Genomic DNA, 26,311 nt, shown 5'->3' with positions numbered 1-26,311 from the left:
CTTCAGCTTGACGGAATCCTGCTACGATACGCCTGGTATCGAGCTGGAAACTGAAGGTGGGGTGGGTCGTGGCAGAAGGCGCGATAGCCAGGACGCTTCGTGTCCTCGAAGTCGTCTGCGCGAAGGGTCCGCAGTCGTTGAAGGCGCTCAGTGACGATTTGGATCTCGCGCCGCCGACGCTGCTTCGAATCCTGCGGCTGATGGCAGAGGAAGGTTACGTCACCCAGCTGCCGGACCGGACCTGGCGTGGCACGATGCTCGTCTGGAGCCTGGGCTGCGCCGTCAACGCGACGGTGGGGGTGTCGACGCTGTCCCAGGAGCACACCGACACCTTGACGACGGAACTGGACGAGACGTCCGTGTACGCGGTGTACGAGCAGGGTGCGGTGACCTACGCCGCGCACTCCGAACCCGCCAAGCCGGTCCGGGCCAACGTGCGGCTCGGCCGGCGTCACGGACTGCTGTCGACCACCACCGGCCACGCCGTCCTCGCGTGGCTCGACGACGCGCGACTCGAGGCGGCGGTTGCCGAGCAGCCACAGTCCGCAGACCCGCTCGACTTCGATGAGGCATCCCGGCTGATGGCGCGGATCCGCGCCGACGGCTACGTCAGCGGGTCCGGCGTCAAGTGGCCGGACCTTTGGGCCGCCGCGGCTCCGGTGTTCGACGCCTCGGGCCAGGTCGTCGGCGCCCTCGGCGTGTCGATCCCGGCCGCCCGTGCGGACGAGGCCCAAGACCGGGCTATCGAGGCCGTCGTGCGCGAGGCGGACGCAATGACGCGGCGATTGGGTGGATCGGTGTCGCACAGGACCACGCTCGAAGCCTGACCACCAACCGAACTGGCCCCGATCTCTCACGGAGATCGGGGCCGGTTCGGTTTGGTCGGTTCGCGTGGAGCGTGTCAGCGGTCGACGAGGTTCAAGGTGCGGGCAACGATACCCTTCATCACCTCGGAGGTACCCCCATAGATCCGCGCGACCCGCGCGTCTGCGTACATGCGACAGATGTCCTGTTCCCACGTGTAGCCGTACCCGCCATGGAGTTGCAGGCAGGCGTCGACCACCGCGCCGTGGAGCTCCGTGCAGAAGAGTTTGACCTTCGCCGCCTCCGCCGGGTCGAGCCGTCCCCGTTCATGCCGGCCCATCGCGCGATCGACCAGGGCTTGACCGGCACTGACCCTGGTCGCGAGATCGGCGAGCACGAACTTCGTGTTCTGGAAGGTGCCGAGCGTGGTACCGAACACCTTGCGATCCCGCACATACTCGCAGGTGACGGCGAGCGCGGCGAGAGCCTGGGCCTGCGAGTTGACCGCGATGGACAGGCGCTCCTGCGCGAGATGCGACGACAAGTAGGTGAATGCACGGCCGGGCTCGCCCAGGATGTTGTCCGCTGGCACGACGACGTCGTCGAAGAACAGTTCGGTGGTGTCCTGCGCCTTGAGCCCGAGCTTCTCCAGCGGCGCACCGCGGGAGAAGCCGGGCGTCGAGGCTTCGACGACGGCCAGGGTGAGCCCGTGCCGACGGTTCTCCGCCGCCTCGGACCTGGCCACCACGATCACCAGGTCGGACTGCGCACCACCGGTGATGAACGTCTTCGAGCCGTTGAGTACCCAGTCCGAACCGCGACGATCGAGGCTCGTTCGGATACCGGCCAGATCAGAGCCGGCGCCAGGCTCGGTCATGGCGATCGAGGTCATCAGCTCACCGTTGGCCATGCCCGGCAGCCAGCGCTGCCGTTGATCGCTCGTGGCCAGGCTGAGCACATACGGTGTGACGACGTCGGTGTGGACCCGCAGCGAACCCATGGTGGAGCGTTCGTACGCGACCTGCTCGGTGACGACGCAGTTGAACAGGAACCCGTCCTGACCGCCGCCACCGAACTCCTCCGGAATCTGCAGGCCCACGATGCCCAGTTCGCCCGCGGCCCGGTAGACGTCCCGATCGATCATCCCGGCCTTCTCGAACTCGCCGATCCGAGGCGTCACCGTCTGCCGCAGGAAGGCGGCGACGCTCTCGGCGAAGTCGGAGTGTTCATCCTGGTAGACGTCGCGCTCCACGATGTCGACGCGCATCGCGCTCACCGCCGCCGCTGGCTGCCGCTCACGCCGAGGACCTGCGCGCCGAGCACGTTGCGCATCACCTCGGCAGTGCCGCCCCCGATCGCGAGACCACGACCGTCACGGAAGTAGCGTTCGACGGGCCACCGCCGCGAGTAGCCGCGTGCCCCGTGGATCTGGATCGCCTCGTTGGTCACCCGCTGGACCATCTCGCTGCTGTGCAGCTTGGCCATCAGCGTCGCGGTCTGATCGGGGAAGCCATCGGTCCCGGTGCGCGCCGCCCGCCACAACAGCACCCGGGCGACGTGGACGTCCATCGCCATGTCCGCGATCTTCCACTGCAGCCCCTGGAACGTCGCCAGCGGCCGTCCAAACTGCTCGCGCGCGTTGAGATGACCCACGCTGGCGTCGAGCGCCGCCTGAGCGAGCCCGGTGCACATCGCTGCATTGCCGCAGCGCTCGGGATTGAACTGGTTGACCAGAACCCCGGTGCCCTCCTTCGAGTCGATCCGAGGCCAGATCAGCACGTTCTCCGGCTCGATGCGGACGTTGTCGAAGTGCACCAGACACTCACCGACCCCGCGAATTCCCATCTTCGGGTCGACGACGAAGTCGCTCATCCCCTCGGGGCGACCCTGGACAATCACCGCACCGATGCCGAAGGGGCCTTCGCTGCCGGCAATGCGACAGAACACGATGATCGTGTGGGCCTCACGGCCACCGGTGATCCAACACTTGGTGCCGGTGAGACGAAACCCGTCTCCCTCCGGGGTGAGCGTTGTGCGCAGGTCGGTGCCGGCGGTGCCCGCAGCCGGTTCGCTCATCGCGATCGCGAAATGGTTGGTCCCGTCCGCCACGCCCGGCAGTAGCCGCTGACGCAGATCGTCCGTGCCGAGAACGTTCACCGCCCGCCACGGACCGTTCAGGAACGGCTGTACCGCCATGGCAGTCGACAGGCAGGCCCGGGCGAGTTCCTCGACGACGATGCATCCCTCGAGTAGCCCTTCTCCCTGCCCACCGAACTCCTTCGGAACCGTCAGGCCGATCAGGCCGGTCTCGAGCACTGCTTCGAACGTCTCCCGCGGGAACGTCTCCGACTCGTCCCACAGGTGCGCGCGGGGTCGGAGTTCGGTGACCGCGACCTCGCGGGCGATCTCCCGAATCTCACGCTGGCGCGGAGTGAGCTCGGCCCATGCTCCGTCCCAGGTGATCTCGGGATCGAGCTGCGCTGGCTCCCACACGTCACGCTGGTAGTCGAACATCAGATCTTCCGTGGACTGCACGGCGTCGAGAGTCATCGTTAATGGCCTTTCGGAACATGTGGTTGAAATGTGGGCACAGTCAGTCGTGCTTCCCGGCGCGCTGGTCGAATCCACGGCCGAGTAGTTCGGAGACCACGCGGATCCGCTGCATGTTGGGCGTGCCTCCCGCCAGCGCCCAGCCATGCGCATCACGGTGCATCCGCTCGAGCCCGTACTCCTCGGAGTACCCGTTGGCGCCGTGCAGGGTCATCGCCATGTCGGTGACGCGCTTGGCCATCTCGTTGGCCGCGCACTTCGCCAACGACACTTCGAGAGTGCTGGGCCGACCCGCGTCCAGTCCCGCAACCGCCCGGTCTCGCAGCAGCCGCGCCGACTCCACCTGCAGCGCCATGTCGGCGAGAGTGAGCTGGACCGACTGGAACTCGACGATGGGGCGACCGAACTGGAGGCGCTCCTGGACGTACGCGATGCTCTTGTCGAGCGCGGCCTGGCCGAGCGCGAGGCTCATGGTCGTGTTGCCGAGGCGCTCGATCGAGAAGTTACTGAACAGGGTGCGGAAGCCGTCCGGAGGGGACACGACAAGATTCTCGATCGGGACCTCGACGTTGTCGAGAATGACGTCCGCTGATGGGATTCCTCGGAATCCCATCAGACGTTCACGTTTGCCGAACGACACCCCTGGTCGATCGGATTCGACGATGACCGCTCCGATCCCGCGTGAGCCAGGGGCCTCGCCCATGCGGGCGTACACGAGGTAGCGGTCCGCCTCTCCGCCGTTCGAGATCCATCGCTTCAGACCGCGGACCACGACGGTGTCGCCCTGAACCTCGGCCCGGGTCACCATGTCTGTGGCGGCCGAACCGGCGTCCGGCTCGGAGATTCCGACCGCCATGGTGTTCTCGCCACTGATGATCCCTGGCAGGAACCGCTGCAGTTGTTCCTTCGTGCCGATTCGGGAAAGATGCTGGGCAGGACCGACATTGGCTTCGAATACCTGAAATGCTGCTGGCGGATAGACCTTCGCGAGTTCCTCGACCACCGTGAGCGCCTGCGTGAAGCTGCCACCGGCGCCGCCGTACTCCTCGGGAAGGGCGATGCCGAGCCAGCCGAGCTGCGCCAGGTAACGTCGCTCGTCCGTTGAGATGGTCTCGCGGTCGCGATCCCATTGCTCGACGAACGGCGCATAACGCTCCTGCGCGACTTGTCTCACGACTGAACGCAGTTCGTCCAACTCCTCCGCGCCGGACGGCTGACTCGGGACAGTGACGGTACTCATTGGGATCCTTCAGTAGTTTCTGTGCGGGTGGTGTCGTCGCCGTATGGCGCCGCACCGTTGTGGCTGGGTGGCTAGCGCTGCTGGCCGTACTCGCCGTCGGCCCAACGCACCATCCGTCCGCCGGTGAATCCGATCAACGCGCTGAACAGGACTCCGACGATCGAGATGGTGACGATGCCGACGTACATGCGGTCGGGGATGAACATCTGCCACGAGTGCCACGTGTAGTAGCCCAGGCCCTCCTGAGCGTTGACGAACTCGACTCCGATGACGAGAAGCATCGAGATGCCAGAGGCTAGTTTGAGGCTGGAGACAATCTGCGGCATACAGGCGGGGATGATCATCCACCTGAACTGCTGCGGCCTCGACAGCCCGTACGACCGGGCAACCTCGTGATAGGCCGTTGGGATCATCATCGCAGCGGACAGCGTTGTGAATGCAACGATGTAAAACGTACCCAGGCCGATGAACACTAGCTTGGGAAGTTCGCCAAGGCCGAAAATCAGCAGGAAGACCGGGAGCAGAGCGAGTTTGGGGATCACGTAAAGCCCGCGCAGCAATGGCTCCAGCATCCACCGGATCGTCCGGGACTGACTAAGAGCGAGGCCGACCACGACACCGGAGACGGAACCGACTACGTAGCCGGTGAGTAGTCGGACCAGGGTGATGCGGAGTTCCTCCCACAGTAGGCCCGACGAGATGTCCTCTGCTGCCTTGGCTGCGACCGCGCTCGGCTGACTGAAGAATCGAGGGTCGATCCAGCCGGCGCGGGCCGACAACTCCCAGATGACCAGTGCGCCCACCGGAATGAGGAGACCAAGGAAGACCCGAATCACGAGGTCGCGGCGAGCCTGCTCGTTGGTGGGTCTGCGCTTTGCCTCAGGACGCCGCACGACCCAGTTGGCTTTGCTGGTCCCTCGTGTTTGTTCAGTGTCGAGACTCATCATGCACCTCCGGCGGCGACTGAGACGTCACCGCGCAGTCGGGACCACAGGTCCTCTTCCATACGGACGAACTCGCGGTCCTGTCGGAGTTCGGGTTTGCGTGGGTGCTCGAACGGCACGTCGATGAGCTCCCGAATGTGCCCCGGGCGTGCGGACATCAGCGCGATACGATCCGACATGAGGAGCGCCTCGTCCAGGTTGTGTGTCACGAAGAACACGGTGTACTGGTGCTCACGGACGATGGAGAGCAATTCCTCCTGCAGTACCTTGCGCAACTGCGCGTCGAGCGCCGCGAAAGGCTCGTCCATGAGCAGGATCTCGGGCTCGACCACGAAGGCTCGAGCGAGCGCCACCCGCTGCTTCATCCCGCCCGAGAGGTTGCCGGGGTAGGCCTTCTCGAACCCGGTCAGCCCGACTCGGTCCACCCACTTCTGGACCCGGCGGTCGGCCTCTGCGCGGTCGACTCCCGCGGCGTCCAATCCGAGACGGACGTTGTCTTCGACGTTGCGCCAGGGGAAGATGCTGTACTCCTGGAACACGGGTGCGACAAGCGGACGCGATTGATCGTCCTGCTGGAGCCGAACCTGACCCGTCGTCGGCTTCTGGAGACCAGCGATGACTCGAAGCAATGTCGATTTGCCGCACCCTGATGGGCCGACGACGGACACGAATTCGCCTCGGCGCACCGCCAGGTCCACGCCTTCGAGTGCGACGACTTCTGCTCGACCGCGGGGTTGGTACCGATACTCGACGTTTTCGACACTGATCTTGTCATCCACCTCACGTTCGGGTGGGATCCCGGGGTTCCCAGGCGGACGGGTGGAGCCCGTCTGTAGTTCGGACACTTTCGCTCCAATTCGACTCACCGAAATTCACTTCTGCTGAAGTGAATAATCTCGTGATCTGGGGAGTATGTCAAGGGTCACAATGGCCTGACAGAAGGCTGGCTCGCGTTGAGCAGACTCACGGGGTTCGTCAGAAGGTCGTCGCCAGATGGCGCAGAAGGATGGGAATCTCGCTGGTATGAACTCGCCGTTCGGCGATCGGAGCTATGGGGGCGGGCCCGCCGTCGAGCGAATCGGTCGGTGCCGGGCAAGCCTGCTGGACGTCGCACTCACGGATACGGCGGAGCCCCGTTGACGGTCGGCGAACAGTGGCCGAGATCTGCACCGAACTGTCCGAACAGGAGAAGGAGAGCGACCGGGAGCACGTTCGCAAATATCGACCCACCATCATCGATGCGCTCACACGGTGAGGCCCGCTGACCGCGTGGTTTGTGCCGACTAGCTGTACTGCCCAGGCAGGTTGGTTGAGGGAATGCAACGACACGTGATAGCCGGTCGTTGAACCACGATGGTCTCCCGTCGTGAAGTGGAGCAAGAACGGGAGACCTCCGTGGTTCACCGCCCCGAAGGACCGCCTGCCCGTGCGCATTCGCTCACTGCAGGTCGATCCAGACGTGGTCGACGACTGTCGATCCGGTCGGGTACTGCGCTGCACCTCGCGGTATGCCATGGCTCCTGGAAGCCTCCACCCCGGAGAACCGTTGTGGCATCTCCTCTGCGACCGCACTCATGTATTGCTGGTTCGGTCATGACCGTTCTCGACACTGCGATCCCGCGCCACTGACGACAGGCAGATCGAGGGAATCCGGTCACACCGCGGAAGTAGCCGTTTTGCGGCCGTCTGAGGGGGACGACCGCTCGCATCAGGTGCCCCGGCCTGCGCTCACAGGCCGGGGCACCAGATTTGCAGAGGGACAAGGAGCATATCGGTCGTCGGATTGGTGATTGTGTACGCAGAAGGGTCGAGTTGAGGACGGCGCACGAGCAAACACTTCCTCCGAAATCTATGTACTCCAACGCTTGGCATCGGCGCGTGCGATCGACAGAGGTTCCTCGTCGGAGTGCCCGGCCGCAATCCATTCGACGGCGCTGCGGTCGGCGAGTCCGGACTGAGGAGCCAGGAGCCAAGCCGTACACGTCCACGAATCAGCGCGCGAATGCAGAGTCCTCCACAGTGCGACTAAACCTGGGCGAACCGAGCGTTCGTTCGTGAACTGCCGAATGGGGTACACCCATCTGGCAGTTGTCGAGGCGGAGGATGTTCGGCTTGAGTGGCTGAGGCTGTGGGCGACACCGGCGTAGGCCGGTGGGGAATTCCCCTTCGCTCGGTAGCATTGATTGGGGTTGTCCGCGTTTCGAGGTGGTAGGCGGTAAATGGCCAGGCGCCGGTAGCGGACGGCTACCTGCGCGGTGACCTTGACTTTGAGGATGCCCTGCCGGAGGTGACTGGGGTCGACCAAAGTCGCGGGGACCTTGTGGAGGTCCTGCGTAGCCTTCGCACGTCGTGCGTGAAGGCAACTGTGATGCCTGCCTGCGACGCGCAGAGTCTCGCCGATGCCGGTTTTGCCGCCGATTTGCCTTCCATACTGTCGGCTCGGCTGGATCGCGGCATCCGGATGGCGAGTTTGGTCGCGTCCTCTTTGTCGGTTGATTCTGCAGCTGACCGGCTCGACGTCAGCCCGGCACGGGTTCGGCAGTGGATCGACGAGTGCCGTCTGTGGGTGTTCGGCTTGGGCGGTGATCGTCTGCTGCCCTCTGCGCAGTTCACCGTGACCGGTGTCGTCCCGAACCTGGAGAAGGTCATGCCCCAGATGTCGAAGGGCCTGCACCCGCTGACGGTGCAGGCCCTGCTCACCCGTCCGCAGCCGTCGCTGACTGACGGAGGGCGGCCGATGTCGATCACGGCGTGGTTGACTGCATGTATTGGCACCGATTCTGAGATCAAGCAGGTCCGTGACATCATCGCGGCTGCCGAGTGGGAATCGAGCTAGACCCCGCGGTAGTCCATGGAAAACCTTTTGTCTCAACTTTATTCGATAGATCATGGTCGATCTTGTGTCGCGCCAGCGAGTGGGATGCAACCTTCAGCGTCATACGGCTTGCAGTCGGTTTGTTCCCAGGTCTTCCGATGCACTCCCGATCTGCACTACGGGGAAGCATCGCGCTGGCAGGTGACATTCGCGAGTACCTGATACGTCGAATTGCGGGCACCCAACTTGCGGCCAGGGAGTGCCCGTCGCGGTTCAATGCAGTCGGATCGTTGAAAGCCACTGTTGCCCAGGAGCGCTGCTATCGCGGAGCCTGAGGCTCCATGTGCGGCTAGTTGGTTGGCGAAGGTTTCGCGGAGGGCGAGGGTCGCGACTCCTCGGGGTATTTGAGCATCAATTCCGGCGCGTTTGTAGGCGGTGGTGACGGTCCATCTGAGTCCATTTCGGGTGAGTGGTTTGCCTCTGTGTCCCAGGAACAGGGGAGCGGTGGGGAGCGAGCTGCAGTGCAGTGCTCCCGCTTGTTTCGTCGGTCGTCGGGAATCGTGATGCTCGTTCGGCCAGGTACGCGGCGAGGATTACGGTCAGCGGTGACTCGATGGGGAGGGTTCTGGCGGGCCTGCGGCTGTCGTGGGCCACGACGATCGCCTGGTGACGTGCGGTGCCGACGAGGTCTCCGATTTGTGCCGCGCACATTTCTGAGGGGCGTAGCCCAGTAGTGCCCCATAGAGTGGTGTAACTCGGTGGCCGAGATCGTCTGCGATTCCGTGTTGTGCACGGGTGTAGAGCGGCCACCGTGTGATCCTTCGAGTCAACCTTCTACCGAATCCTCGAACGGAGTCATCACGATGACCGCACCTCATATTGTCGACCCTGCAGGCCTGCTTGGCCAAGCCCTCGCCGACGCGTCGCCGGATCTGATGCGCGAGCTACTGCAGACCATGATCAACGCATTGCTCTCCGCCGATGCCGACGCCGTGTGCGGCGCCGAGTGGAACGCCCGCTCGGAACAGCGCACCAACCACCGCAACGGCTACCGCCACCGGCCCCTGGATACCCGGGTCGGCACCGTCGACGTCGCCGTCCCGAAGCTGCGCTCGGGCAGCTACTTCCCCGAGTGGCTGCTCGAGCGCCGCAAGCGAGCCGAGTCCGCGCTGATCACCGTCGTAGCCGACTGCTATCTGGCCGGGGTGTCTACCCGCCGGATGGACAAGCTGGTCAAGACCCTGGGTATCGACTCGCTGTCCAAGTCGCAGGTCTCACGCATGGCCCAGGACCTGGACGAGCAGGTCGCCGCGTTCCGGCACCGCCGCCTGGACGAGGCCGGGCCGTTCACCTTCGTCACCGCCGATGCGTTGACGATCAAGGTCCGCGAGAACAAGCAGGTCGTCAAGGCTTCCGTGCTGCTGGCCACCGGCGTCAACGGCGACGGCCACCGCGAGGTGCTGGGCATACAGGTCGCCACCAGTGAGACCACGGCCTCGTGGAACACCTTCTTCGCCGACCTGGTTGCCCGCGGCCTGGGCGGGGTGCGGCTGGTGACCTCCGATGCCCACGCCGGGCTCATCGAGGCGATCGCGGCGAACCTGCCCGGCGCCGCGTGGCAACGCTGCCGCACCCACTACTCGGCGAACCTCATGGCCGTGTGCCCCAAGTCCATGTGGCCGGCCGTGAAGGCGATGCTGCACAGCGTCTACGACCAGCCCACCGCGGAGGCGGTCAACGCGCAATTCGACCGGCTGCTGGAGTACGCCGAGCACCGGCTGCCCGAGGTCGCCGACCACCTCGGCGACGCCCGCGAAGACCTGCTCGCCTTCACCGCATTTCCCGACGACGTGTGGCGACAGATCTGGTCCAACAACCCCATATCGGTTAACCGGCCCTCCCACGACACGATCACGGTTGCAGCGTGAGGTCCTGAGCCGACGACCGGTTGAGGCGCATGCTGGCGGTGTCGGCTCCGATCGAAAGGCGGCGGACAATGACCGTTCGGGTGCGCATCAGCAGCAACGGGCATGTGATCGACGGCCAATGGGAAGGATGCGCAGCAGCAAACGCGTTCCTGACGCATCTGGCCGGACGCGGATTCAGTTCGGCAACGGTGCGGGCATATGCGTTCGACGTGCTCAATCTGGCCCGATTCCTGCTCGATCGCGACCTCACGGTGGCTGCGGTGACGCCGGTGACGGTGTTCGAGTGGGTCGACTGGCAGAACGTGCACCGCAAACCCCGCCCAGGCATGGCGACACGAGGTGATCGGGGCACTGCGGCATCGACGATCAACCGACGAGTCGCGGCGATACGCGCATTGTTCGAATACCTGGTGATGACCGGGATACGCACCGAAAATCCGGTGCCCTCACCGCGGCGCGGACAGGGACTGCGACCACCAGCGCGAGGACTGCTCGGACACCTCGGGCCGGGCCGACCCCGAGCCGGAGGCAGGCTGGTACGCCAACCGCGGCTACTGCCCGAGTCCCTCGACGCCGACGCGATCGAGCAGTTTGCGGCGTCGCTGCGCACCCATCGGGATCGAGCGATGTTGTGGGCGATGCTGTTCGGCGGGCTGCGCAACGCCGAGGTGCGATCCCTGCGGTTGGCAGACGTCGATTTCGGCCAGCGACGACTCCGGGTGCTCGGCAAAGGCTGCAAGGAACGGGTGGTGCCGGTCGATGCGGTGTTCTTCACCGAACTGTCGGCCTATCTGCGCCTCGAACGGCCACCGGGGTTGGCGACCGAGGAGTGTTTCGTGGTGCTGCGCGGCCCCACCGCGGGGGCGCCGGTGACCGAGGCGGGACTGCGGTCGCTGTTCCGGCGGCACCGGGACCTCTCCGGTGCGACGAGGGTGCGTCCGCACCGATTGCGCCACACCTACGGCACCGAACTCGCTGCCGCCGGAATCGATCTGATGGTGCTGCGAGAATTGATGGGGCATGTGTCTCCGGACACCACTGCCGAATATGTGCATTTGTCGGTCGAGCAGCTCGCCGCCGAATACGGCGCGGCCCGCGCCAGTCTCGCCGGAACACGACAATGAGCACCGCGGTGGTTGCGACGGTCGTCCTGCCGGCCGGACCGGGTGCGGTGCTCACCGACTACCTCGAGCACGTCGCCAGCCTCGGGCTCAGCGACAGGTCGGTGCGCGCTCGCACCCTCATCGCGACCACCTTCCTCACCACGCATCCGGACTTGCGGGACTGGATGACCCGACCCGCTGCCGACCGGCTGGCCGAACTACGCCGCACCGGGGCCTGGCCACTGCTGTGTCACCTCATCGGACGCGGCAACCTGCGGCTCGACCTCGAACTCGCGGCCGTCAAGAACCTCACCGGACTCGGCCGGGCCGTCGAGGACCGCGACCCGGACGGGTTCGCCGCGGTCCGGGCCGCCGGCCTGGTTTTGGGGTGGACACCGCAATGGGTCGAGACCGTCCTCGGCGAGTGCCTGGCGGTGCTGCTCGCCTGGCACGGCGGTTCCGTCAGCGGTGTGAGCGCCGAGACCGTCGGCGAGTTCGACGCCGCATTGGCTGCCACACAGTCAATCCCGGATACATCGAAACGCGCCTACCGCAACCGTATCGCGGGACTGCGACAAATGCTGTTTCAGGCCCGCATCGTCGACACCCCACCACGGCGCCGACCGTGGGCCCGCACCTACGCCCAACGCTTCGCCGACGCCCCGATGGCCGATCCGATCCGCGAGGCCCTGTTGCGTTACGTCACCGTCCGGGCATCGGTGCTCCGCCCGAAATCGGCCGAATCGCTGATCAACGACCTGCTGCCGTTCGCGGACTACCTCACCACCAACCATCCCGAGGTCACCTCCCTCGAGGATCTCGACCGCAGTCACATCGAGGGCTTCCTCGTCTGGAATCGCACCCGCACCTGGCGTGGGCAACGCGCCGCTGCCGGGGCCGGGCGCATCATCTCCAAGGCCGTGATCCAATCGACGGTACTGAGCGTGCGCAACCTGCTCGAGGACATCACCGAATGGGGCTGGGAGCAGGCCCCACCGCGCCGTCTGGTCTTCGCCGCCGACGTCCCGAAACTCGACCAACCGCTTCCGCGGGCATTGCCGCCCGACATCGATGCTGCGGTGATGAATGCGGTTTCCCAGCTGGATGATTCGTTCGCTCGTATCGGGTTGACGGTGCTGCGCGGAGCCGGTCTGCGGGTCGGGGAGCTACTGGATCTCGAGCTCGGCAGCGTCATCGATTACGGCCCGGCCGGGACCTGGCTCAAGGTTCCGTTGGGCAAGCTCGCCACCGAACGCATGGTCCCGCTCTCGGCGACCACTATCGCCGCGTTGGACGAGTGGACCGGCGGGCGTGGTATCTGTCGGCCATTGCCGCATCCCCGCACCGGAGAGTTGACCGATTTCCTGTTCGTCGCACACGGCCGCCGTCTCAGCCAGACCCGGCTGCGCAACGGTCTGCTCGCTGCCGTCGAGGCTTGCGGACTGCGTGGGGCCGGGGGTGCGCCGTTGGTGGTGACCCCGCATCAGCTGCGGCATACTTGGGCCACCGAACTCGCCAACGCCGGGATGAGCCTGCAGGCGTTGATGGCGTTGCTCGGGCATGTCACTCCGCAGATGACTTTGCGTTACGCCACTTTGGCTTCACCGACGTTGCGGGATGCCTATGACCAGGCGATGGGCAAGATGCGGCGGCGGTTCACGCTCACTCCGGTCGGCAAACCGATCGTCCCCGACGCGGTGAGTTGGCTCGGCAGTGAGATGCTCAAAACGCGTGTTGCCCACGGTTACTGTTCCCGTCACGAGAGCGCGGGTGCGTGTCCCTATGCCAACATCTGCGAGACCTGCGACAACTTCGTCACCGGACCTGAGTTCCGCGGCGCGCTCGAGGCGCAACGCACCGACATCCAGGCTCTCGAGGTCGATGCTCGTGACCGTGGATGGCCCGATGAAGCTGCCCGGCATCATCGTGTCGCTGAGGCGTTGACCGACCACTTGCAGCGTCTCGATCGCTGATTCGATGTGAGATCAGGGTTGATCTCATCCCTGAGGGCCGGATAACCGAGCGGCTCAACCGCGAGATCCGCCGCCGCACCGACGTCGTGGGCATCTTCCCCAACCGGGATGCCATCGTCCGCCTCATCGGCGCCGTCCTGGCCGAGCAGACCGACGAATGGGCCGAAGGCCGCCGATACCTCGGCCTAGAAGTGCTCAGCCGCTGCCGGCTCACCCTGACCACCAACACCGACACCAGCCAGGCGACGGAGGTGAGCACCGATGAACTGATGCAACTACCCGCCTGACCACCAACGAAGGATCAAAAACGAGTTACACCACTACCAGGGGCTTGACCCGTCCCGACGTGCCAGGGCCGCCGCGCGGCAGCAGGCATTCCGATCCGCCCGGACGTCGTCCCGTGCCTCCGCCCGGGCAGCGTCCGATGTCTGCGCCCGGTCAGCGTCCGATGCCGCCGCAGGGTCGGCCTCCGATGCCGCCACCCGGTCAGCGACCCGGACCTCCTCCGGGGCAGCGTCCGATGCCACCGCAAGGTCGGCCTCCGATGCCGCCACCCGGGCAGCGACCCGGACCTCCTCCGGGGCAGCGTCCGATGCCACCCCAGGGCAGGCCACCCATGCCGCCTCCCGGGCAGCGCCCAGGGTCTGCGCCCGGTCAGCGTCCGATGCCGCCGCAGGGTCGGCCCCCCGGTGAACGCCGCTATGGGGAGCCGCCGGTCACGCCCGCTGCGCGCTCCGCGGTAGGGCCGGGAGCCGCTGCGGCCGGGATCACCCGATCGGGATCCGTCCCACCCCCGTACGAACCGAACGATCCATCAGCTAGCTCCTCGGGCAACGAGCCGCCCGAGCCGCCCGAAAGAGGTTCCGCCGCGAAAACGAAGAAGAAGTCCAAGTGGCGGGTTGTTCGGCGCACGATGTACGCGTTGATCGCCTTGGGCCTGATCGTGCCGATTCTGGCGTTCATGGTGGCGTACACGCTGGTGGACGTTCCTCGACCCGGTGACCTCAGAACCAACCAGGTCGCGACGATTTTTGCGTCCGACGGTGCGAGCGTGCTCGGCAAGGTGGTGCCCCCCGAGGGCAACCGGACCGACGTGACGATCGACCAGATCCCGGAGCACGTACGCAATGCCGTCCTTTCGGCCGAGGACCGCGACTTCTACTCCAACCCCGGATTCTCGGTCACCGGATTCGGCCGGGCTCTGCGCGACAACGTGCTCGGACGCGACAGCGCAGGTGGCGGCTCCACGATCACCCAGCAGTACGTGAAGAACGCGCTGGTCGGTAACGACCGGACGCTGACTCGCAAGATGCGTGAGCTGGTCATCTCCTCCAAGATGGCGCGGCAGTGGTCCAAGGACGACATTCTCGCGGCCTATCTGAACACCATCTACTTCGGTCGTGGCGCGTACGGCATCGCAGCCGCGTCCACGGCGTATTTCGGTAAGTCCGTCGATCAACTGTCGGTCGAGGAAGGTGCTGTGCTGGCGGCAGTCATCCAGCAGCCCTCCAACCTCGATCCCGAGGTCAACCCGACGGGAGCGCAAGCTCGGTGGGATTACGTCCTCGACGGCATGGTCTCGCAGGGCCAGCTCGACTCCACCCAGCGAGCCGCGATGATGTTCCCCGCGGTGGTTCCGACCTCCCAGGTGGACACCGGTGACGCGGACGACGCTGGTCCCAACGGCCTGATCAAGGCCCAGGTACTGCGCGAGTTGTCTGCTGCCGGAGTCAGCGAGCAGGACCTCAACACCGAAGGTCTGCAGATCACGACGACAATCGATCCGAAGGCGCAGGCTGCTGCGATCGAGGCCGTGAACAGCAACCTCGAAGGCGAGCCGTCGGAACTGCGAACGGCATCGGTATCGGTCGATCCGCGCAGTGGTGCGGTCCGGTCGTACTACGGCGGCGCGGACGGGCGCGGATTCGACTTCGCGCAGTCGGGCCTGCAGACGGGATCGTCGTTCAAGGTGTTCGGTCTGGCCGCCGCGTTGGATCAGGGCATCCCGCTCTCGAAGATGTACGACAGCTCTCCGCTGGACGTCAACGGCATCGAGATCAGCAACGTCGAGGGTGCCTCCTGCGGAACGTGCACCATCGCCGAGGCGCTGAAACGTTCACTGAACACCAGCTTCTATCGCATGATGCTCGGGATGGACAACGGCCCGCAGGCCATCGCAGACATGGCGCACAAGCTCGGCATCCCGCAGGAGATCGACGGCGTCGGCCCCACCCTGACCGAGCCCGACAACGCGGGTCCCAACTACGGAGTTGTGCTCGGCCAGTACCAGTCTCGCGTCCTCGACATGGCCTCCGCCTACGCGACATTGGCTGCGTCCGGCGTATATCACACCCCGCACTTCGTGCAGAAGGTCGTCACCGCCGACGGCACCGTGCTTCTCGACCGCGCTCCCGAAGCCGGCCAGCAGGTCGTCTCGGCCGCGGTCGCGGACAACGTGACCTCGGCGATGCGACCGATCGCCGGGTACTCGAACGGTCACAACCTCGCCGGTGGTCGTCAGTCGGCAGCGAAGACCGGTACCGCTCAGCTGGGCGACACCGGGCAGAACAAGGATGCCTGGATGGTCGGCTACACGCCATCGTTGTCGACGGCCGTGTGGGTCGGCACCGAGCAGGGTCTGCCGCTCGAGAACAGCTACGGCGGACCGATCTACGGATCGGGCATACCGTCGGACATCTGGAAAGACACGATGGACGGCACGTTGGAGGGCACCTCGAACGAGACCTTCCCGACGCCCGAAGCCATTGCCGGTCAGGCCGGAGTGCCGCAGTACTCCGCGCCCGCACCGACGGCCACGGTCGCACCGACGACTGCTCCGCCGCAGGTGACCCTGCCGATTCCGACGGAGATCTCCCCGCCCGTCGTCATCACGCCACGGCAGGTTGAAATTCTGCCCGGAGTGACGATTCCGCTTCCCGGGTTGGCACCGGCTCAGCCGGCACCGGCCGCGCCCGAACCGGCTACTCCCGGGCAGTAGCGACTCCACCGGTGACGACCGAACCCGACCGCAAGGGTCGAGCATTGGCGAGCCCCGGTCGCCTCGACGCGGCGAGCGAGAATGACCGAGATCTACCCAGTCGGACCGATCCGATGGCCGGGGAATTGTCCTCGGTCATCGGCGGTCCGGTCGGACGTCACGCGGTGATCGGACGGCAACGGTGGTTCACCGCACTGCGGGTGATCCTGCTGTTGGCGGTGATCTTCCTGTGCTTCGGTTGGTTCGCGAAGGCGGCGTGCATTCAGCAGGCTCCGGTCGGTCCCAACGGTGAACTGGGACTGGATTGGAGTGGCAGCCGGCAGTACGTGGCCATGTGCTATTCGGACACCGTGCCGCTGTACGGTGCCGAGCGACTCGACCAAGGCGCGTTCCCGTACAAGAAGTCCTGGGAAGAAACCAAGGCCGACGGCTCGACCCAGGTTCGATACATGGAGTACCCGGTGCTCGCGGGGCTGTACCAGTACGGCTCGATGGTCGTCGGGAAGATGTGGAACTCGCTGAGTTTCCTTCCCCAGGCCCTGCCCGTCGTCGTGTATTTCAACGTGGTTGCCCTGGGTCTCGCCGTCGCCTGGCTCGTCACCGTGTGGGCCACGGCAATAGCTGCGGGACGGCGGATCTGGGACGCGGCCCTGGTCGCCGCGTCGCCGCTGGTGATCGTCCACGGCTTCACCAATTTCGACGCTCTGGCCGCGGCTTTCGCGCTCACCGGTCTGTTGGCATGGGCCAAGAAGAGGCCGGTTCTCGCCGGTGTGCTGATCGGACTCGGCGGTGCCACTAAGCTCTATCCCCTGCTGTTCCTCGGTCCGCTTCTGGTGTTGTGCTGGCGGACCGGCCGGATGCGGGAGTGGGGCCTCACCGCGAGCGCTGCCATCGGAGCCTGGCTGGCCGTGAATCTTCCTCTGGCGCTGCTGTATCCGTCGGGGTGGTACGAGTTCTTCCGGCTCAACTCCGAGCGCGGAGCCGACCCCGATTCCCTGTACAACGTGGTCACCTCGTTCACCGGCTGGCCCGGTTTCGACGGTCCGCTCTATGCAGGCGCCAAGCCCCTGATCCTCAATGCCGTGACGCTGGTGTTGTTCGCCATCGTGTGTGCGGTGATCGCCTACATCGGCACGACGGCCCCCGTGCGGCCGCGGCTCGCGCAGTTGATATTCCTGGTGGTCGCCGGCTTCCTGCTCACCAACAAGGTATGGAGCCCGCAGTATTCGCTGTGGCTGGTTCCACTGGCCGTGCTTGCGTTACCGCATCGCCGAATACTGTTGGCGTGGATGACGATCGACGCGTTCGTCTGGTTCCCGCGGATGTACTACTACTTGGGCGTGGAGAACAAGGGCGTGCCCGAGCAATGGTTCACCGCAGCCGTCGTGGTGCGCGATATCGCGGTGATCGGGTTGTGCGCGTTGATCATTCGGCAGATCTACCGGCCGTCCGAAGACCTCATTCGAAACGGCAGCGCCGTCGACCCGCTCGGTGGCGTTCTCGACGGCGCTGCAGATCGGGTCAGGGCCCGCCCGGTCACATATAGCGGCCCAACTGCTTGACGGCTTCACCGGCGTGCTTGTACACTCGCGACATGGTTGTGACGACACGCGTGACCACCTCCGACGGCATCATCGAGGGAAAGCCCGTCGGTGACCTCACCACCTGGCGAGGCATTCCCTACGCCGCCCCACCCGTCGGCCCACTGCGTTTCCGGGCGCCGCAACCCACCGAACCGTGGGACGGCGTGCGCGACGCCACCGAGTGGGGCAATGCCTCCGTTCAGCACAAGCGAGGCACGATGCTCGCGATCGGCAAGTACCAGCCGTCCAGCGAGGACTGCCTGACGCTCAATGTGCTCGCCCCCAGCGCACCGAGCGCGAACCCGCGTCCGGTCATGGTGTTCATCCATGGCGGCGCGTACACCTTCGGCACGTCCGCTACTCCCCTGTACGGCGGCGGCTCCCTGGTGCGCCGCTCGCTGAAGGACGGCGACGGCATCATCTACGTCTCGGTCAACTACCGACTCGGCGCTCTCGGCTACCTCGACATGTCCCAGTTCTCCACTCCCGAGCGGCCGTTCGACTCCAACCTCGGCTTGCGAGATCAGGTAGCCGCTCTGGAATGGGTGCAACGCAACATCGCCGAGTTCGGCGGCGATCCGAGCAACGTCACCGTTTTCGGTGAGTCTGCCGGCGGCAACGCCGTCACCACCCTGATGACGGTTCCCTCGGCCAAAGGCCTTTTCGCTCAGGCCATTTCCGAGAGTTCCGCTCCCGGCATGACCGCCACCAAGGAGCGCGCCGATCAATGGGCGCGGGAATACGTCGGCTACCTCGGCGGCACCGTCGAGAACGCTGCCGAGACCCTCGAGAACGCCGAGGTACTACGGCTCGGACGCGCGGGGACCAAGCTGGATCTCACCACGTGGCACCGCACTCCGGGCCTGTTCCCGTTCGGCCCGGTGATCGACGGCGACTTCCTACCGATCAGCCCGGTCGAGGCGTATGCGAACGGAACCGCGCACCGCGTGCCGCTGATCATCGGTACCAATGCCCGTGAGGGAACGCTGTTTTCGAAGTTTCTCCACACGGTGCCCACCAATCCAGAGCGCATCACCAAGCTGTTCTCACTCACCGATCCCGACGCCGAAGCGGTGGTCACTTCGGGCTACCGGGGCTACCCGAACGAGCGTGCCGCCATCGACTTCGGCGGCGACTTCACCTTCTGGAAGCCGTCACTGGAAGTGGCCGAGGGACATTCGCGTCACGCACCGACGTACTTCTACCGATTCGACTTCGCGCCGCGATCGATGAAGCTGCTCGGATTGGACGCCACCCACGGCTTCGAATTGTTCGCCGTGTTCGGGATCAGTGAGACCTTGTTCGGTAAGGCGCTCACCCTGGCCGGCGGACGCAAGGCGTTCTCCGAGGTCACCGAGCAGGTGCAATCGCACTGGATTGCGTTCGCCACCAACGGAAAGCCGTTGGAGTCGTGGCCGGCGTACGACGAAGGCGACCGAAAGACACTGATCTTCGACACCCGCACTCGGGTGCAGAAGGATCCGCGGAGCGACCGCCGCAAGGCGTGGGAAGGCTACCGCGGCTACGCCAGCCAGAAACTCGAACCCTTCACTTGAGCAGACGTGACATTCGACGGTCGGCAAGAATTTTGCCGGCCGTCTGGCACGTGGCGCAGTACTGAAACGATCGATCGACGTACGCGACTTCGCGTACCGGATCTCCGCACACCGGGCACGGCAGCCCAGTTCTGGCGTGCACCCGCATACCAGATCGCTTCTCCCCCTTCAGCCGCGCCGCGTCCTGCCCGGCCGAGCGGGCCACCGCGTCGGACAGCACCGAGCGCATCGACGCGTAGAGCGTCGCGACGGATTCGGGATCGAGCTTGCTCGACGACGCGAACGGCGAGAGCTTCGCGACGTGCAATATCTCGTCCGAGTACGCGTTGCCGATACCGGCCAACAGAGATTGGTCCACCAACGAGGTCTTCAGTCGCGCGGTGGTGCCGGCGAGTATTTCGGCGAACTCGAGCTCGGTGACCGTCAGCGCATCGGGTCCGAGGCGAGCGACGCTCGCCACCTGCGCAGGGTCACGGACCACCCAGACCGCCAATCGCTTCTTGGTACCGGCTTCGGTGAGGTCGATGGCGGGCGTCGCGCCTTCGGGAGTGAAGAAGTGGATCCGCAGTGCCAACGGACCTTTGCCGGGCTTGGGCGGCGCGGCGCTGGGATTGTCCACCCACCGCAGCCAACCGCCGCGCGAGAGATGCGTGATCAACCACAGGTCGCCGGCCCGCAGTGCCAGGTGTTTACCGAACCGCGCGGCATCGGTGACGTCCTGGCCCTGCAGTTCGGTGATCGGCGGATCGAACGTCTTGAGAACACTCAGCGCGGCGATGTCGATGCGGCCGATGACGGCACCGACGGCATGTTCGCGCAGGAAGCCGGCAAGGGCTTCGACCTCGGGCAATTCCGGCATGAAACCAGTATGCAGCTACGATGACCGTCGTGATGGTTCCGACTCCGTACGAAGATCTGCTGCGCCGCATCATCGATACCGGGACGGCGAAGTCCGACCGCACCGGGACCGGCACCACCAGCGTGTTCGGGCATCAGATGCGCTTCGATCTGGCAGCGGGCTTCCCGTTGATCACCACCAAGAAGGTCCATCTGAAGTCGATCGTGTACGAATTGCTGTGGTTCCTGCGCGGCGACTCCAACGCCACCTGGCTGCAGGAGCACGGCGTGAGCATCTGGGACGAGTGGGCAGCTCCGGACGGCGAGCTCGGCCCCGTCTACGGAGTGCAGTGGCGGTCGTGGCCCACCCCGTCCGGCGAGCACATCGACCAGATCAGCCAGGTCATCGAGACCTTGAAGACCGATCCGGATTCGCGGCGCATGATCGTCTCGGCCTGGAACGTCGGCGAGATCCCGCGGATGGCGCTTCCGCCCTGCCACGCGTTCTTCCAGTTCTACGTGGCCGACGGCAAACTGTCCTGCCAGCTGTACCAACGCAGCGCAGACATGTTCCTCGGTGTGCCGTTCAACATCGCCAGCTACGCGCTGCTCACGCACATGGTGGCGGCCCAGACGGGTCTGGAAGTGGGCGAATTCGTGTGGACCGGCGGCGACTGCCACATCTACGACAACCACCGCGAACAGGTTACCGAGCAGCTCTCCCGCGAGGCGTATCCGTACCCCACTCTGAAACTGGCACAACGAGATTCGATCTTCGACTACACCTTCGAGGACATCGAGATGGTGGACTATCAGCACCATCCGGCCATCAAGGCTCCGGTCGCAGTGTGACTGCCCCGCAATTCGTCGGTCTGATCTGGGCTCAGAGCCGGGCCGGGGTCATCGGCGACGGGGGTGGCATCCCCTGGCGCATTCCCGAGGACATGGCGCACTTCAAAGCCACGACGGCCGAGCACCCGGTGATCATGGGGCGCAGGACCTGGGATTCGTTGCCGGCGAAGTTCCGCCCGCTGCCGGGCCGTCGCAACATCGTGGTCACCCGTAACGCGTCGTGGACCGCCGACGGTGCCGAAAGCGCACCGAGTGTCGCCGACGCTGTGGCCCTGGCGAGCGGAAGCCCGGTTTGGATCATCGGTGGCGGCGAAATCTATCGCAGTGCAGTGAGTATCGCGACGCACCTCGAAGTCACCGAGGTCGATCTCGACATCTCCGGCGATACCGTCGCCCCCGAGATTCCGGACGGCTGGACCGCGAAGGCCGGCGAGTGGCAGAACAGCCGAGTGAACGACACTAGATTTCGCTACGTCGAGTACGGACAGGCTACCCAACCTTCCTGAGCGCGTTCAGGATTCCCCCGTCGCGACCGCAGACCGTGCGTCATACTGACGATCATGGACAAGAAGTCACTCACCGCACTTGCCCGCCAACAACTCAAGCTCGCCGTCGGTGCGTCGAGTGGCCGCAGTTCGCAGACGGTGTACGGCGGTCACCGACGCCACCTGAGGCAGACTGTCGTGGCGTTGGCCGCCGGTAACAAGTTGGCCGAACACGACCTGTCCGGCGAGTCGACGGTGCTGGTGCTGAGCGGAAAGCTCGAGCTGATCAGCGGCGAGCGATCCTGGAAGGGCTCGACCGGCGATCTGCTCGTCATCCCCGACGCCCGCCACAGCGTCGAGGCCCTCGAAGACGTGAGCTTTTTGCTGACCGTCGCTATGTGAGTGCTTTTCGCACTACCAACACCGGGCAGTCCGCGGTGTTGACGAGAGCGAAACTCGTGGACCCCAGCAGCATTCCACCGAATCCGCCGCGTCCCCGGTTGCCCACCACTATCAGTGCTGCGGTTTCGGACAGGCCACTGAGTACCCGTACCGGTCGGTCCTGCGCCACGATGCGCTGCACCTCGACCTCGGGGAACCGCTCCTGCCAGCCGGCGAGGCTCTCTGCCAGCAGTGCCTCTTCGCCGTCGGCAATGGCGTGCCAATCCTTGGGCGCGCGGCCGAACGATTGCGTCAGATCCACATCGGACCACACGTGTACCGCGATCAATACGGCATCGCGCGCCGACGCTTCGACGAACGCCGACTCGACGGCAGTCTGATTGACGTCCGATCCATCGATGCCGACAACGACCGGGCCCTCGGCGACCCGACGACCGTCGATGTCACGGCCCCGCACCACTGCCACCGGCGAGACGCTGTGGGCCGCCAAAGACAATGTGACAGCGCCGGTTTCACTGGCGCCGATCACCAGAATCTCGGCCTGCGCCGAGACGCCGATGAGAACGTCCATGACGCCGCCCTCGATGGCGCTCGACGTCACCTCGAACGCGGGATCGTCGACGACCAGCGCGGCCAGGGTCTCTGCCGCCACCAACCTGGACTTGGCCGTCGCAACGAATTCCGTTGCTTCTCCGGCGAATTCGCTCAGATCGACAACTCCCGGCATGTCGACGGCAGTGACGATGTGCAACCGCCGATCGCGTCGATGCGCGCACAAGGCCGCCCAGATCACTGCCTTGTCCGCCGCGGCGGATCCGTCTATACCGACGATGATCGGTCGAGAGCCTGTCACGATGGGGGCCTCCGGTCGTTGCCCCGAACACAAGGTGTGGAGCGTGAAGAAGAGTAGGAGTTCAGGTTAGTCGATCCACCCCGTCGAGGTAAGTGGTGTCAGCTGGCGCGCAATGCGTTTGCGTACTCCCGCGTTCGCACAGAGCTGCGTTCGATGGTGGCGGCCTGGGCATCGAGATGGTCCAAGTAGTCCGCCAATTGATCGCGACTACGCGCCCCGGCACCGAGATCTGTCCGCTCGAAGATGCGCCACTGGGCCAACATGGGCCGCAGTACCTCGTCGAGATGGCGCGCAAGGTCGTAGATGCCGTCGCGCGCGATGAGCATCGCACTGCGCGCGAAACCGGGGAGGTTGGTACCCGGTAGCTGGAAATTCATGACGACCTCGGTGATGGCGGTGACCGTCAGGCCGGGTGCCACGGTGAGCGCTGCCGAGACCAAGTTCGCGAAGAATCGGACGTGCAGTTCCTGATCGGCGACGATGCGTCCGAGGAGACGATCCGCCACCGGATCATGGCACTGGTCCGCGGTGTTGCGATGACTGATAGTCGAGACCGACTCGTCGAGGACCACCTGAACCAGTGACCGAAGCAGGTGTGCACCGTTCATGGGGGCGTCGAACCCCACCGTCATACATTGCGCTCGAGCTCGTCCGAGGGCGACCGGATCGACGCTGCGGGTGGCGACCAGGTAATCGGTGAGGGCCACCGAGTGCCGACGTCGTTCGCTGCTCCAGTCGGTGAGCCAGGACGGCCAGGCACCGATCTCGGTTGCCCCTGCATCTCGGCGGTAGAGCGGAATGTTCTGCTCGACCAGAAGATTGGTCACCAACGCGGCTTTGGCAGTTTCGGTCAGCGGCGAGGGACGCGATCCCCAGTACATCTCGGCACGCACGAAATCGGCCGGTACCCACTGAACCGACTCGACACGGTGACGGGCGAGATTTTCCTCGATCGTCGGGCGCAACTCCCGGAGGACAGTGAACTGACCGATATCACTGTGCATGCTCGTCCCTTCGTTGCCCACTCCCGACGGGATCAAGGTAGATGTGCGCCGCGTGCGCCGTGAACAGCTTCCCGATTGTTTAGGGCAAGTCGCAGCCGGCCACGTCGGTCGCTCGAGATAGATCACAACGAGTTTTGCCGAAACCATGGATCACACGTAGATAACAACCTATGATCGATCCTGTTAGAGGCCAGGAAACAAACTTGAAGTACGAAAACGACGCGGTTTCAGGTTCGATTGTTTACATTGAGCCATCGAAGCGCGTTGATACGCGCCAGTAAGTTTGCAGTCCGTATGACCTGAAGAACCAACACGAAGGGTTGATCTGTGACCGTTCACAACTCGACTAGCCTCGGAATCATGGTCGCGGGTCAGCCTGCGTCGGCTCCTCTTCGCGATTTCCGCGCGGTGGCGCGGCTCCTGGTAGGACACTTCGCAGCCAACACTCCCTGCGGGTCGTTGCCAGGCGAACAGCTCCACGGCGACGTCACCGAATTCACCGTCAAATGCATCAGCATCGCGGTCCAGATGCTCGACGAGCGCCGCGCCCCGGCGGAATCCGACCTGGCCGAGCTTCGCGCCAAGGCCAGCCAGTGGGCTCGCGAAGGAGTTCCGCTCGAATCGGTGCTCAGCGTCTACCACGAGGGCATCCAGATCGGCTGGAATCTCGTGTCGAAGCGAGCGGGTGAGGGCGATGCAGCGCAGCTGATCGAGGCCGCGCGCATGTTCGTGCTGCTGTCGGAGAAGGTATCCATCGCCGCCAGCAAGAGCTATGTGGAAGAACTGCAGGCCGTGGCCAGCGAACACCACACTGCAGCGCACACTCTGGTCACCTCACTTCTCAGCGGCCACAACGCGGTGTCGATGGCACGTCAGTCCGGCATCGAACTCGCCGACAGCTACCTCGTGCTCGCCATCTCGGTGCCGCCGCACCCGGACGAGAACGACCCCAACATCCAGAAGACGGTCGCCGCTCGCAGAAAGCTGCGTCGTGTCCAGGCCGAGCTGGCCACGATCTGCGGCCGCACTCCCCTGTCCTTGCTGAGCACCGAGGGTGGCACCGTCCTGATTCCCGGTGTCCACGACGACGAGTGGGTCGAGGCTCTGGTGCATCGCATCGGTACCGCCGCCGAGGTGCCCGTCACCGTCACGGCCGAGCAGGCCGCCACTGCGGACATCCCCACCGCAGCCGATCAGGTCCACGAACTGCTGTCTCTGGCCCATCAACTGCACCGCCCGTCCGGCCTGTACCGCATGGACGATCTCGTGCTGGAGTACCAGCTGACGCGTCCGGGCCCCGGCCGACGCCACCTGACTCAGATACTCGAGCCGCTCGATTCGTCACCCGAGCTGCTCGAAACCCTGGAGATCCATATCTCGCACGATCTGAACCGTCAGCGGTCTGCTCGTCAGCTCCATCTGCACACCAACACCGTCGACTACCGCCTCAAGCGGATCGCACAGCTCACGGGCTTCGACCCCACACGTCCGTCCGGAATCCGACACCTGCAGGCCGCGCTGGTGGCCCGCCGACTCGAATCCTCGCGCGGCGCAGCTTGATCTGAGAGTTCCGAACGGTTTCTCGATCCGACGGCAGGTAGCGTCGAAGATACATTCGAGAAGCAAGGGGATTCGTCCGTGGCGAAGTTGATGCTGGAGTTGTCCGGGGTGGTCAAGGAGTACCCCACCGGAGAGCAACCGGTGCGGGCGTTGGACGGCATCGATCTCACGATCGAGGGCGGCCAGTTCGTCTCCCTCGTCGCACCGTCCGGTGCCGGCAAGTCGACGCTGCTGCACATGCTGGGCGCACTCGACACACCGACGTCGGGTTCCATCAGGTTCAACGATGTCGAAGTCACCACCCTCGACGACAACGCCCAATCCGATTTCCGACGCCACCAGGTGGGCTTCGTCTTCCAGTTCTTCAATCTGTTGCCGACGATGTCGGCGTGGGAGAACGTCGCCGTCCCCAAGTTGTTGGACGGCACTCCCATCAAGAAGGCCAAGGCCGACGCGATGCGACTGCTCGAGATGGTCGGGCTCTCGCAACGCTCCGAGCACCGGCCGGCGCAGCTGTCCGGTGGTCAGATCCAACGCATTGCGATCGCCCGAGCACTGATGATGAATCCGGCACTGTTGATCGCCGACGAACCCACCGGCAATCTCGACTCGAAGACCTCCCACAACATCCTCGAAATACTGGCGGACGTGGCACACGCCAGCGAGGGGCGTCGAGCAGTGGTGATGGCGACCCATGACCTCGAGGCGGCGCGCTCCACCGACCGCATCGTCAGCATGATCGACGGTCGCGTCGAGACCGACACACCGACGGCCGGTCTCGATCGGTGATCGGTACCGCTCTCAGCAGATTTCGAGTCATCAGC

General features: G+C 65.0%; 20 protein-coding genes and 2 pseudogenes. 14 read left to right on the top strand and 8 right to left on the bottom strand.

Annotation, left to right across the window (positions count from 1 at the left end):
- The first annotated feature begins 56 nt into the window (after positions 1-56).
- Complete coding sequence (locus QNA09_RS27995; RefSeq protein ID WP_064256972.1) at positions 57-827, top strand: IclR family transcriptional regulator; 771 nt, start codon at positions 57-59, stop codon at positions 825-827.
- Between the two features lie 74 nt (positions 828-901).
- Here QNA09_RS27995 and QNA09_RS27990 read toward each other — a convergent pair whose 3' ends face one another.
- The 5 genes from QNA09_RS27990 to QNA09_RS27970 all read right to left on the bottom strand — a co-directional run bounded on the left by QNA09_RS27990 (position 902) and on the right by QNA09_RS27970 (position 6,236).
- Positions 902-2,056 carry an acyl-CoA dehydrogenase family protein gene (locus tag QNA09_RS27990; RefSeq protein WP_064257013.1) on the bottom strand — a complete coding sequence of 385 codons (1,155 nt, stop codon included), beginning with the start codon at positions 2,054-2,056 and terminating at the stop codon, positions 902-904.
- Positions 2,057-2,076: 20 nt separating this feature from the next.
- Positions 2,077-3,432 carry an acyl-CoA dehydrogenase family protein gene (locus tag QNA09_RS27985; RefSeq protein ID WP_248957597.1) on the bottom strand — a complete coding sequence of 452 codons (1,356 nt, stop codon included), beginning with the start codon at positions 3,430-3,432 and terminating at the stop codon, positions 2,077-2,079.
- The gene (locus QNA09_RS27980) at positions 3,398-4,594 is read right to left on the bottom strand and encodes an acyl-CoA dehydrogenase family protein (RefSeq protein ID WP_064256971.1); all 1,197 of its coding nucleotides are present in this window, start codon (positions 4,592-4,594) and stop codon (positions 3,398-3,400) included. The genes QNA09_RS27985 and QNA09_RS27980 overlap by 35 nt, the downstream gene beginning before the upstream one ends.
- A 71-nt stretch (positions 4,595-4,665) precedes the next feature.
- A complete protein-coding gene (locus QNA09_RS27975; protein WP_082899762.1) occupies positions 4,666-5,541 on the bottom strand; it encodes an ABC transporter permease in 876 nt (291 codons plus the stop codon).
- Complete coding sequence (locus QNA09_RS27970) at positions 5,538-6,236, bottom strand: ABC transporter ATP-binding protein (protein WP_260783036.1); 699 nt, start codon at positions 6,234-6,236, stop codon at positions 5,538-5,540. The genes QNA09_RS27975 and QNA09_RS27970 overlap by 4 nt, the downstream gene beginning before the upstream one ends.
- Positions 6,237-7,891: 1,655 nt before the next feature.
- On the opposite strand from QNA09_RS27970, the gene QNA09_RS27965 reads away from it, so the two are divergent.
- The 8 genes and pseudogenes from QNA09_RS27965 to QNA09_RS27930 all read left to right on the top strand — a co-directional run bounded on the left by QNA09_RS27965 (position 7,892) and on the right by QNA09_RS27930 (position 19,494).
- Positions 7,892-8,374 carry a helix-turn-helix domain-containing protein gene (locus QNA09_RS27965; RefSeq protein ID WP_231912074.1) on the top strand — a complete coding sequence of 161 codons (483 nt, stop codon included), beginning with the start codon at positions 7,892-7,894 and terminating at the stop codon, positions 8,372-8,374.
- Between the two features lie 842 nt (positions 8,375-9,216).
- Positions 9,217-10,233: pseudogene (locus QNA09_RS27960) on the top strand (IS256 family transposase); the annotation flags it as partial.
- Between the two features lie 116 nt (positions 10,234-10,349).
- On the top strand, positions 10,350-11,405 hold the full coding sequence (locus QNA09_RS27955) for a tyrosine-type recombinase/integrase (protein ID WP_064257805.1): 1,056 nt from the start codon (positions 10,350-10,352) through the stop codon (positions 11,403-11,405).
- On the top strand, positions 11,402-13,357 hold the full coding sequence (locus QNA09_RS27950) for a tyrosine-type recombinase/integrase (protein WP_064257806.1): 1,956 nt from the start codon (positions 11,402-11,404) through the stop codon (positions 13,355-13,357). Before QNA09_RS27955 ends, QNA09_RS27950 begins: the two co-directional genes overlap by 4 nt.
- Before the next feature lie 47 nt (positions 13,358-13,404).
- A pseudogene (locus tag QNA09_RS27945) lies at positions 13,405-13,644 on the top strand (transposase); the annotation flags it as partial.
- A gap of 626 nt (positions 13,645-14,270) precedes the next feature.
- Entirely contained in the window at positions 14,271-16,355 is a 2,085-nt protein-coding gene (locus tag QNA09_RS27940) for a transglycosylase domain-containing protein (RefSeq protein ID WP_057478324.1), read from the top strand.
- Positions 16,356-16,468: 113 nt separating this feature from the next.
- On the top strand, positions 16,469-17,917 hold the full coding sequence (locus tag QNA09_RS27935; RefSeq protein ID WP_064257180.1) for a glycosyltransferase family 87 protein: 1,449 nt from the start codon (positions 16,469-16,471) through the stop codon (positions 17,915-17,917).
- A 32-nt stretch (positions 17,918-17,949) separates the two neighbouring features.
- The gene (locus QNA09_RS27930; protein ID WP_064257156.1) at positions 17,950-19,494 is read left to right on the top strand and encodes a carboxylesterase/lipase family protein; all 1,545 of its coding nucleotides are present in this window, start codon (positions 17,950-17,952) and stop codon (positions 19,492-19,494) included.
- On the opposite strand, the gene QNA09_RS27925 is transcribed toward QNA09_RS27930, so the two are convergent.
- The gene (locus QNA09_RS27925) at positions 19,487-20,353 is read right to left on the bottom strand and encodes an Fpg/Nei family DNA glycosylase (protein WP_057479216.1); all 867 of its coding nucleotides are present in this window, start codon (positions 20,351-20,353) and stop codon (positions 19,487-19,489) included. The two genes, QNA09_RS27930 and QNA09_RS27925, sit on opposite strands and share 8 nt — an antisense overlap.
- A 29-nt stretch (positions 20,354-20,382) precedes the next feature.
- On the opposite strand from QNA09_RS27925, the gene QNA09_RS27920 reads away from it, so the two are divergent.
- Genes QNA09_RS27920 through QNA09_RS27910 form a run of 3 tightly spaced genes read left to right on the top strand, consistent with a single transcriptional unit; the run spans position 20,383 to position 22,070 of the window.
- Positions 20,383-21,183: a thymidylate synthase gene (locus QNA09_RS27920; RefSeq protein ID WP_064257181.1), complete on the top strand. Its 801-nt coding sequence runs from the start codon at positions 20,383-20,385 to the stop codon at positions 21,181-21,183.
- A complete protein-coding gene (locus QNA09_RS27915; RefSeq protein WP_064257157.1) occupies positions 21,180-21,689 on the top strand; it encodes a dihydrofolate reductase in 510 nt (169 codons plus the stop codon). Before QNA09_RS27920 ends, QNA09_RS27915 begins: the two co-directional genes overlap by 4 nt.
- 54 nt (positions 21,690-21,743) lie before the next feature.
- On the top strand, positions 21,744-22,070 hold the full coding sequence (locus QNA09_RS27910) for a cupin domain-containing protein (RefSeq protein ID WP_032395790.1): 327 nt from the start codon (positions 21,744-21,746) through the stop codon (positions 22,068-22,070).
- Here QNA09_RS27910 and QNA09_RS27905 read toward each other — a convergent pair.
- Positions 22,063-22,923 carry a universal stress protein gene (locus tag QNA09_RS27905; RefSeq protein WP_064257158.1) on the bottom strand — a complete coding sequence of 287 codons (861 nt, stop codon included), beginning with the start codon at positions 22,921-22,923 and terminating at the stop codon, positions 22,063-22,065. The genes QNA09_RS27910 and QNA09_RS27905 overlap by 8 nt on opposite strands.
- 98 nt (positions 22,924-23,021) lie before the next feature.
- The gene (locus tag QNA09_RS27900; protein ID WP_064257159.1) at positions 23,022-23,927 is read right to left on the bottom strand and encodes an acyl-ACP desaturase; all 906 of its coding nucleotides are present in this window, start codon (positions 23,925-23,927) and stop codon (positions 23,022-23,024) included.
- A gap of 327 nt (positions 23,928-24,254) precedes the next feature.
- Between QNA09_RS27900 and QNA09_RS27895 the strand changes: the two genes are divergently transcribed.
- Positions 24,255-25,487 (top strand): CdaR family transcriptional regulator, encoded by a 1,233-nt coding sequence (locus tag QNA09_RS27895; protein ID WP_032377353.1) that lies wholly within the window; start codon positions 24,255-24,257, stop codon positions 25,485-25,487.
- An 87-nt stretch (positions 25,488-25,574) separates the two neighbouring features.
- A complete protein-coding gene (locus QNA09_RS27890; RefSeq protein WP_057479335.1) occupies positions 25,575-26,276 on the top strand; it encodes an ABC transporter ATP-binding protein in 702 nt (233 codons plus the stop codon).
- Positions 26,277-26,311 lie beyond the last annotated feature (35 nt).

It is taken from the genome of Rhodococcus sp. AH-ZY2, from assembly GCF_030916465.1.
GTDB lineage: Bacteria > Actinomycetota > Actinomycetes > Mycobacteriales > Mycobacteriaceae > Rhodococcus > Rhodococcus ruber.
This window is presented reverse-complemented; position numbering and strand designations above follow the sequence as displayed.

Bases quoted from the DNA above. Each gene is read 5' to 3' on its own strand.
- QNA09_RS27910 (WP_032395790.1), top strand. From the start codon at position 21,744: ATGGACAAGAAGTCACTCACCGCACTTGCCCGCCAACAACTCAAGCTC.
- QNA09_RS27980 (WP_064256971.1), bottom strand. From the start codon at position 4,594: ATGAGTACCGTCACTGTCCCGAGTCAGCCGTCCGGCGCGGAGGAGTTG.
- QNA09_RS27930 (WP_064257156.1), top strand. From the start codon at position 17,950: ATGGTTGTGACGACACGCGTGACCACCTCCGACGGCATCATCGAGGGA.
- QNA09_RS27955 (WP_064257805.1), top strand. From the start codon at position 10,350: ATGACCGTTCGGGTGCGCATCAGCAGCAACGGGCATGTGATCGACGGC.
- QNA09_RS27935 (WP_064257180.1), top strand. From the start codon at position 16,469: ATGGCCGGGGAATTGTCCTCGGTCATCGGCGGTCCGGTCGGACGTCAC.
- QNA09_RS27900 (WP_064257159.1), bottom strand. From the start codon at position 23,927: ATGCACAGTGATATCGGTCAGTTCACTGTCCTCCGGGAGTTGCGCCCG.
- QNA09_RS27940 (WP_057478324.1), top strand. From the start codon at position 14,271: ATGTACGCGTTGATCGCCTTGGGCCTGATCGTGCCGATTCTGGCGTTC.
- QNA09_RS27925 (WP_057479216.1), bottom strand. From the start codon at position 20,353: ATGCCGGAATTGCCCGAGGTCGAAGCCCTTGCCGGCTTCCTGCGCGAA.
- QNA09_RS27975 (WP_082899762.1), bottom strand. From the start codon at position 5,541: ATGATGAGTCTCGACACTGAACAAACACGAGGGACCAGCAAAGCCAAC.
- QNA09_RS27950 (WP_064257806.1), top strand. From the start codon at position 11,402: ATGAGCACCGCGGTGGTTGCGACGGTCGTCCTGCCGGCCGGACCGGGT.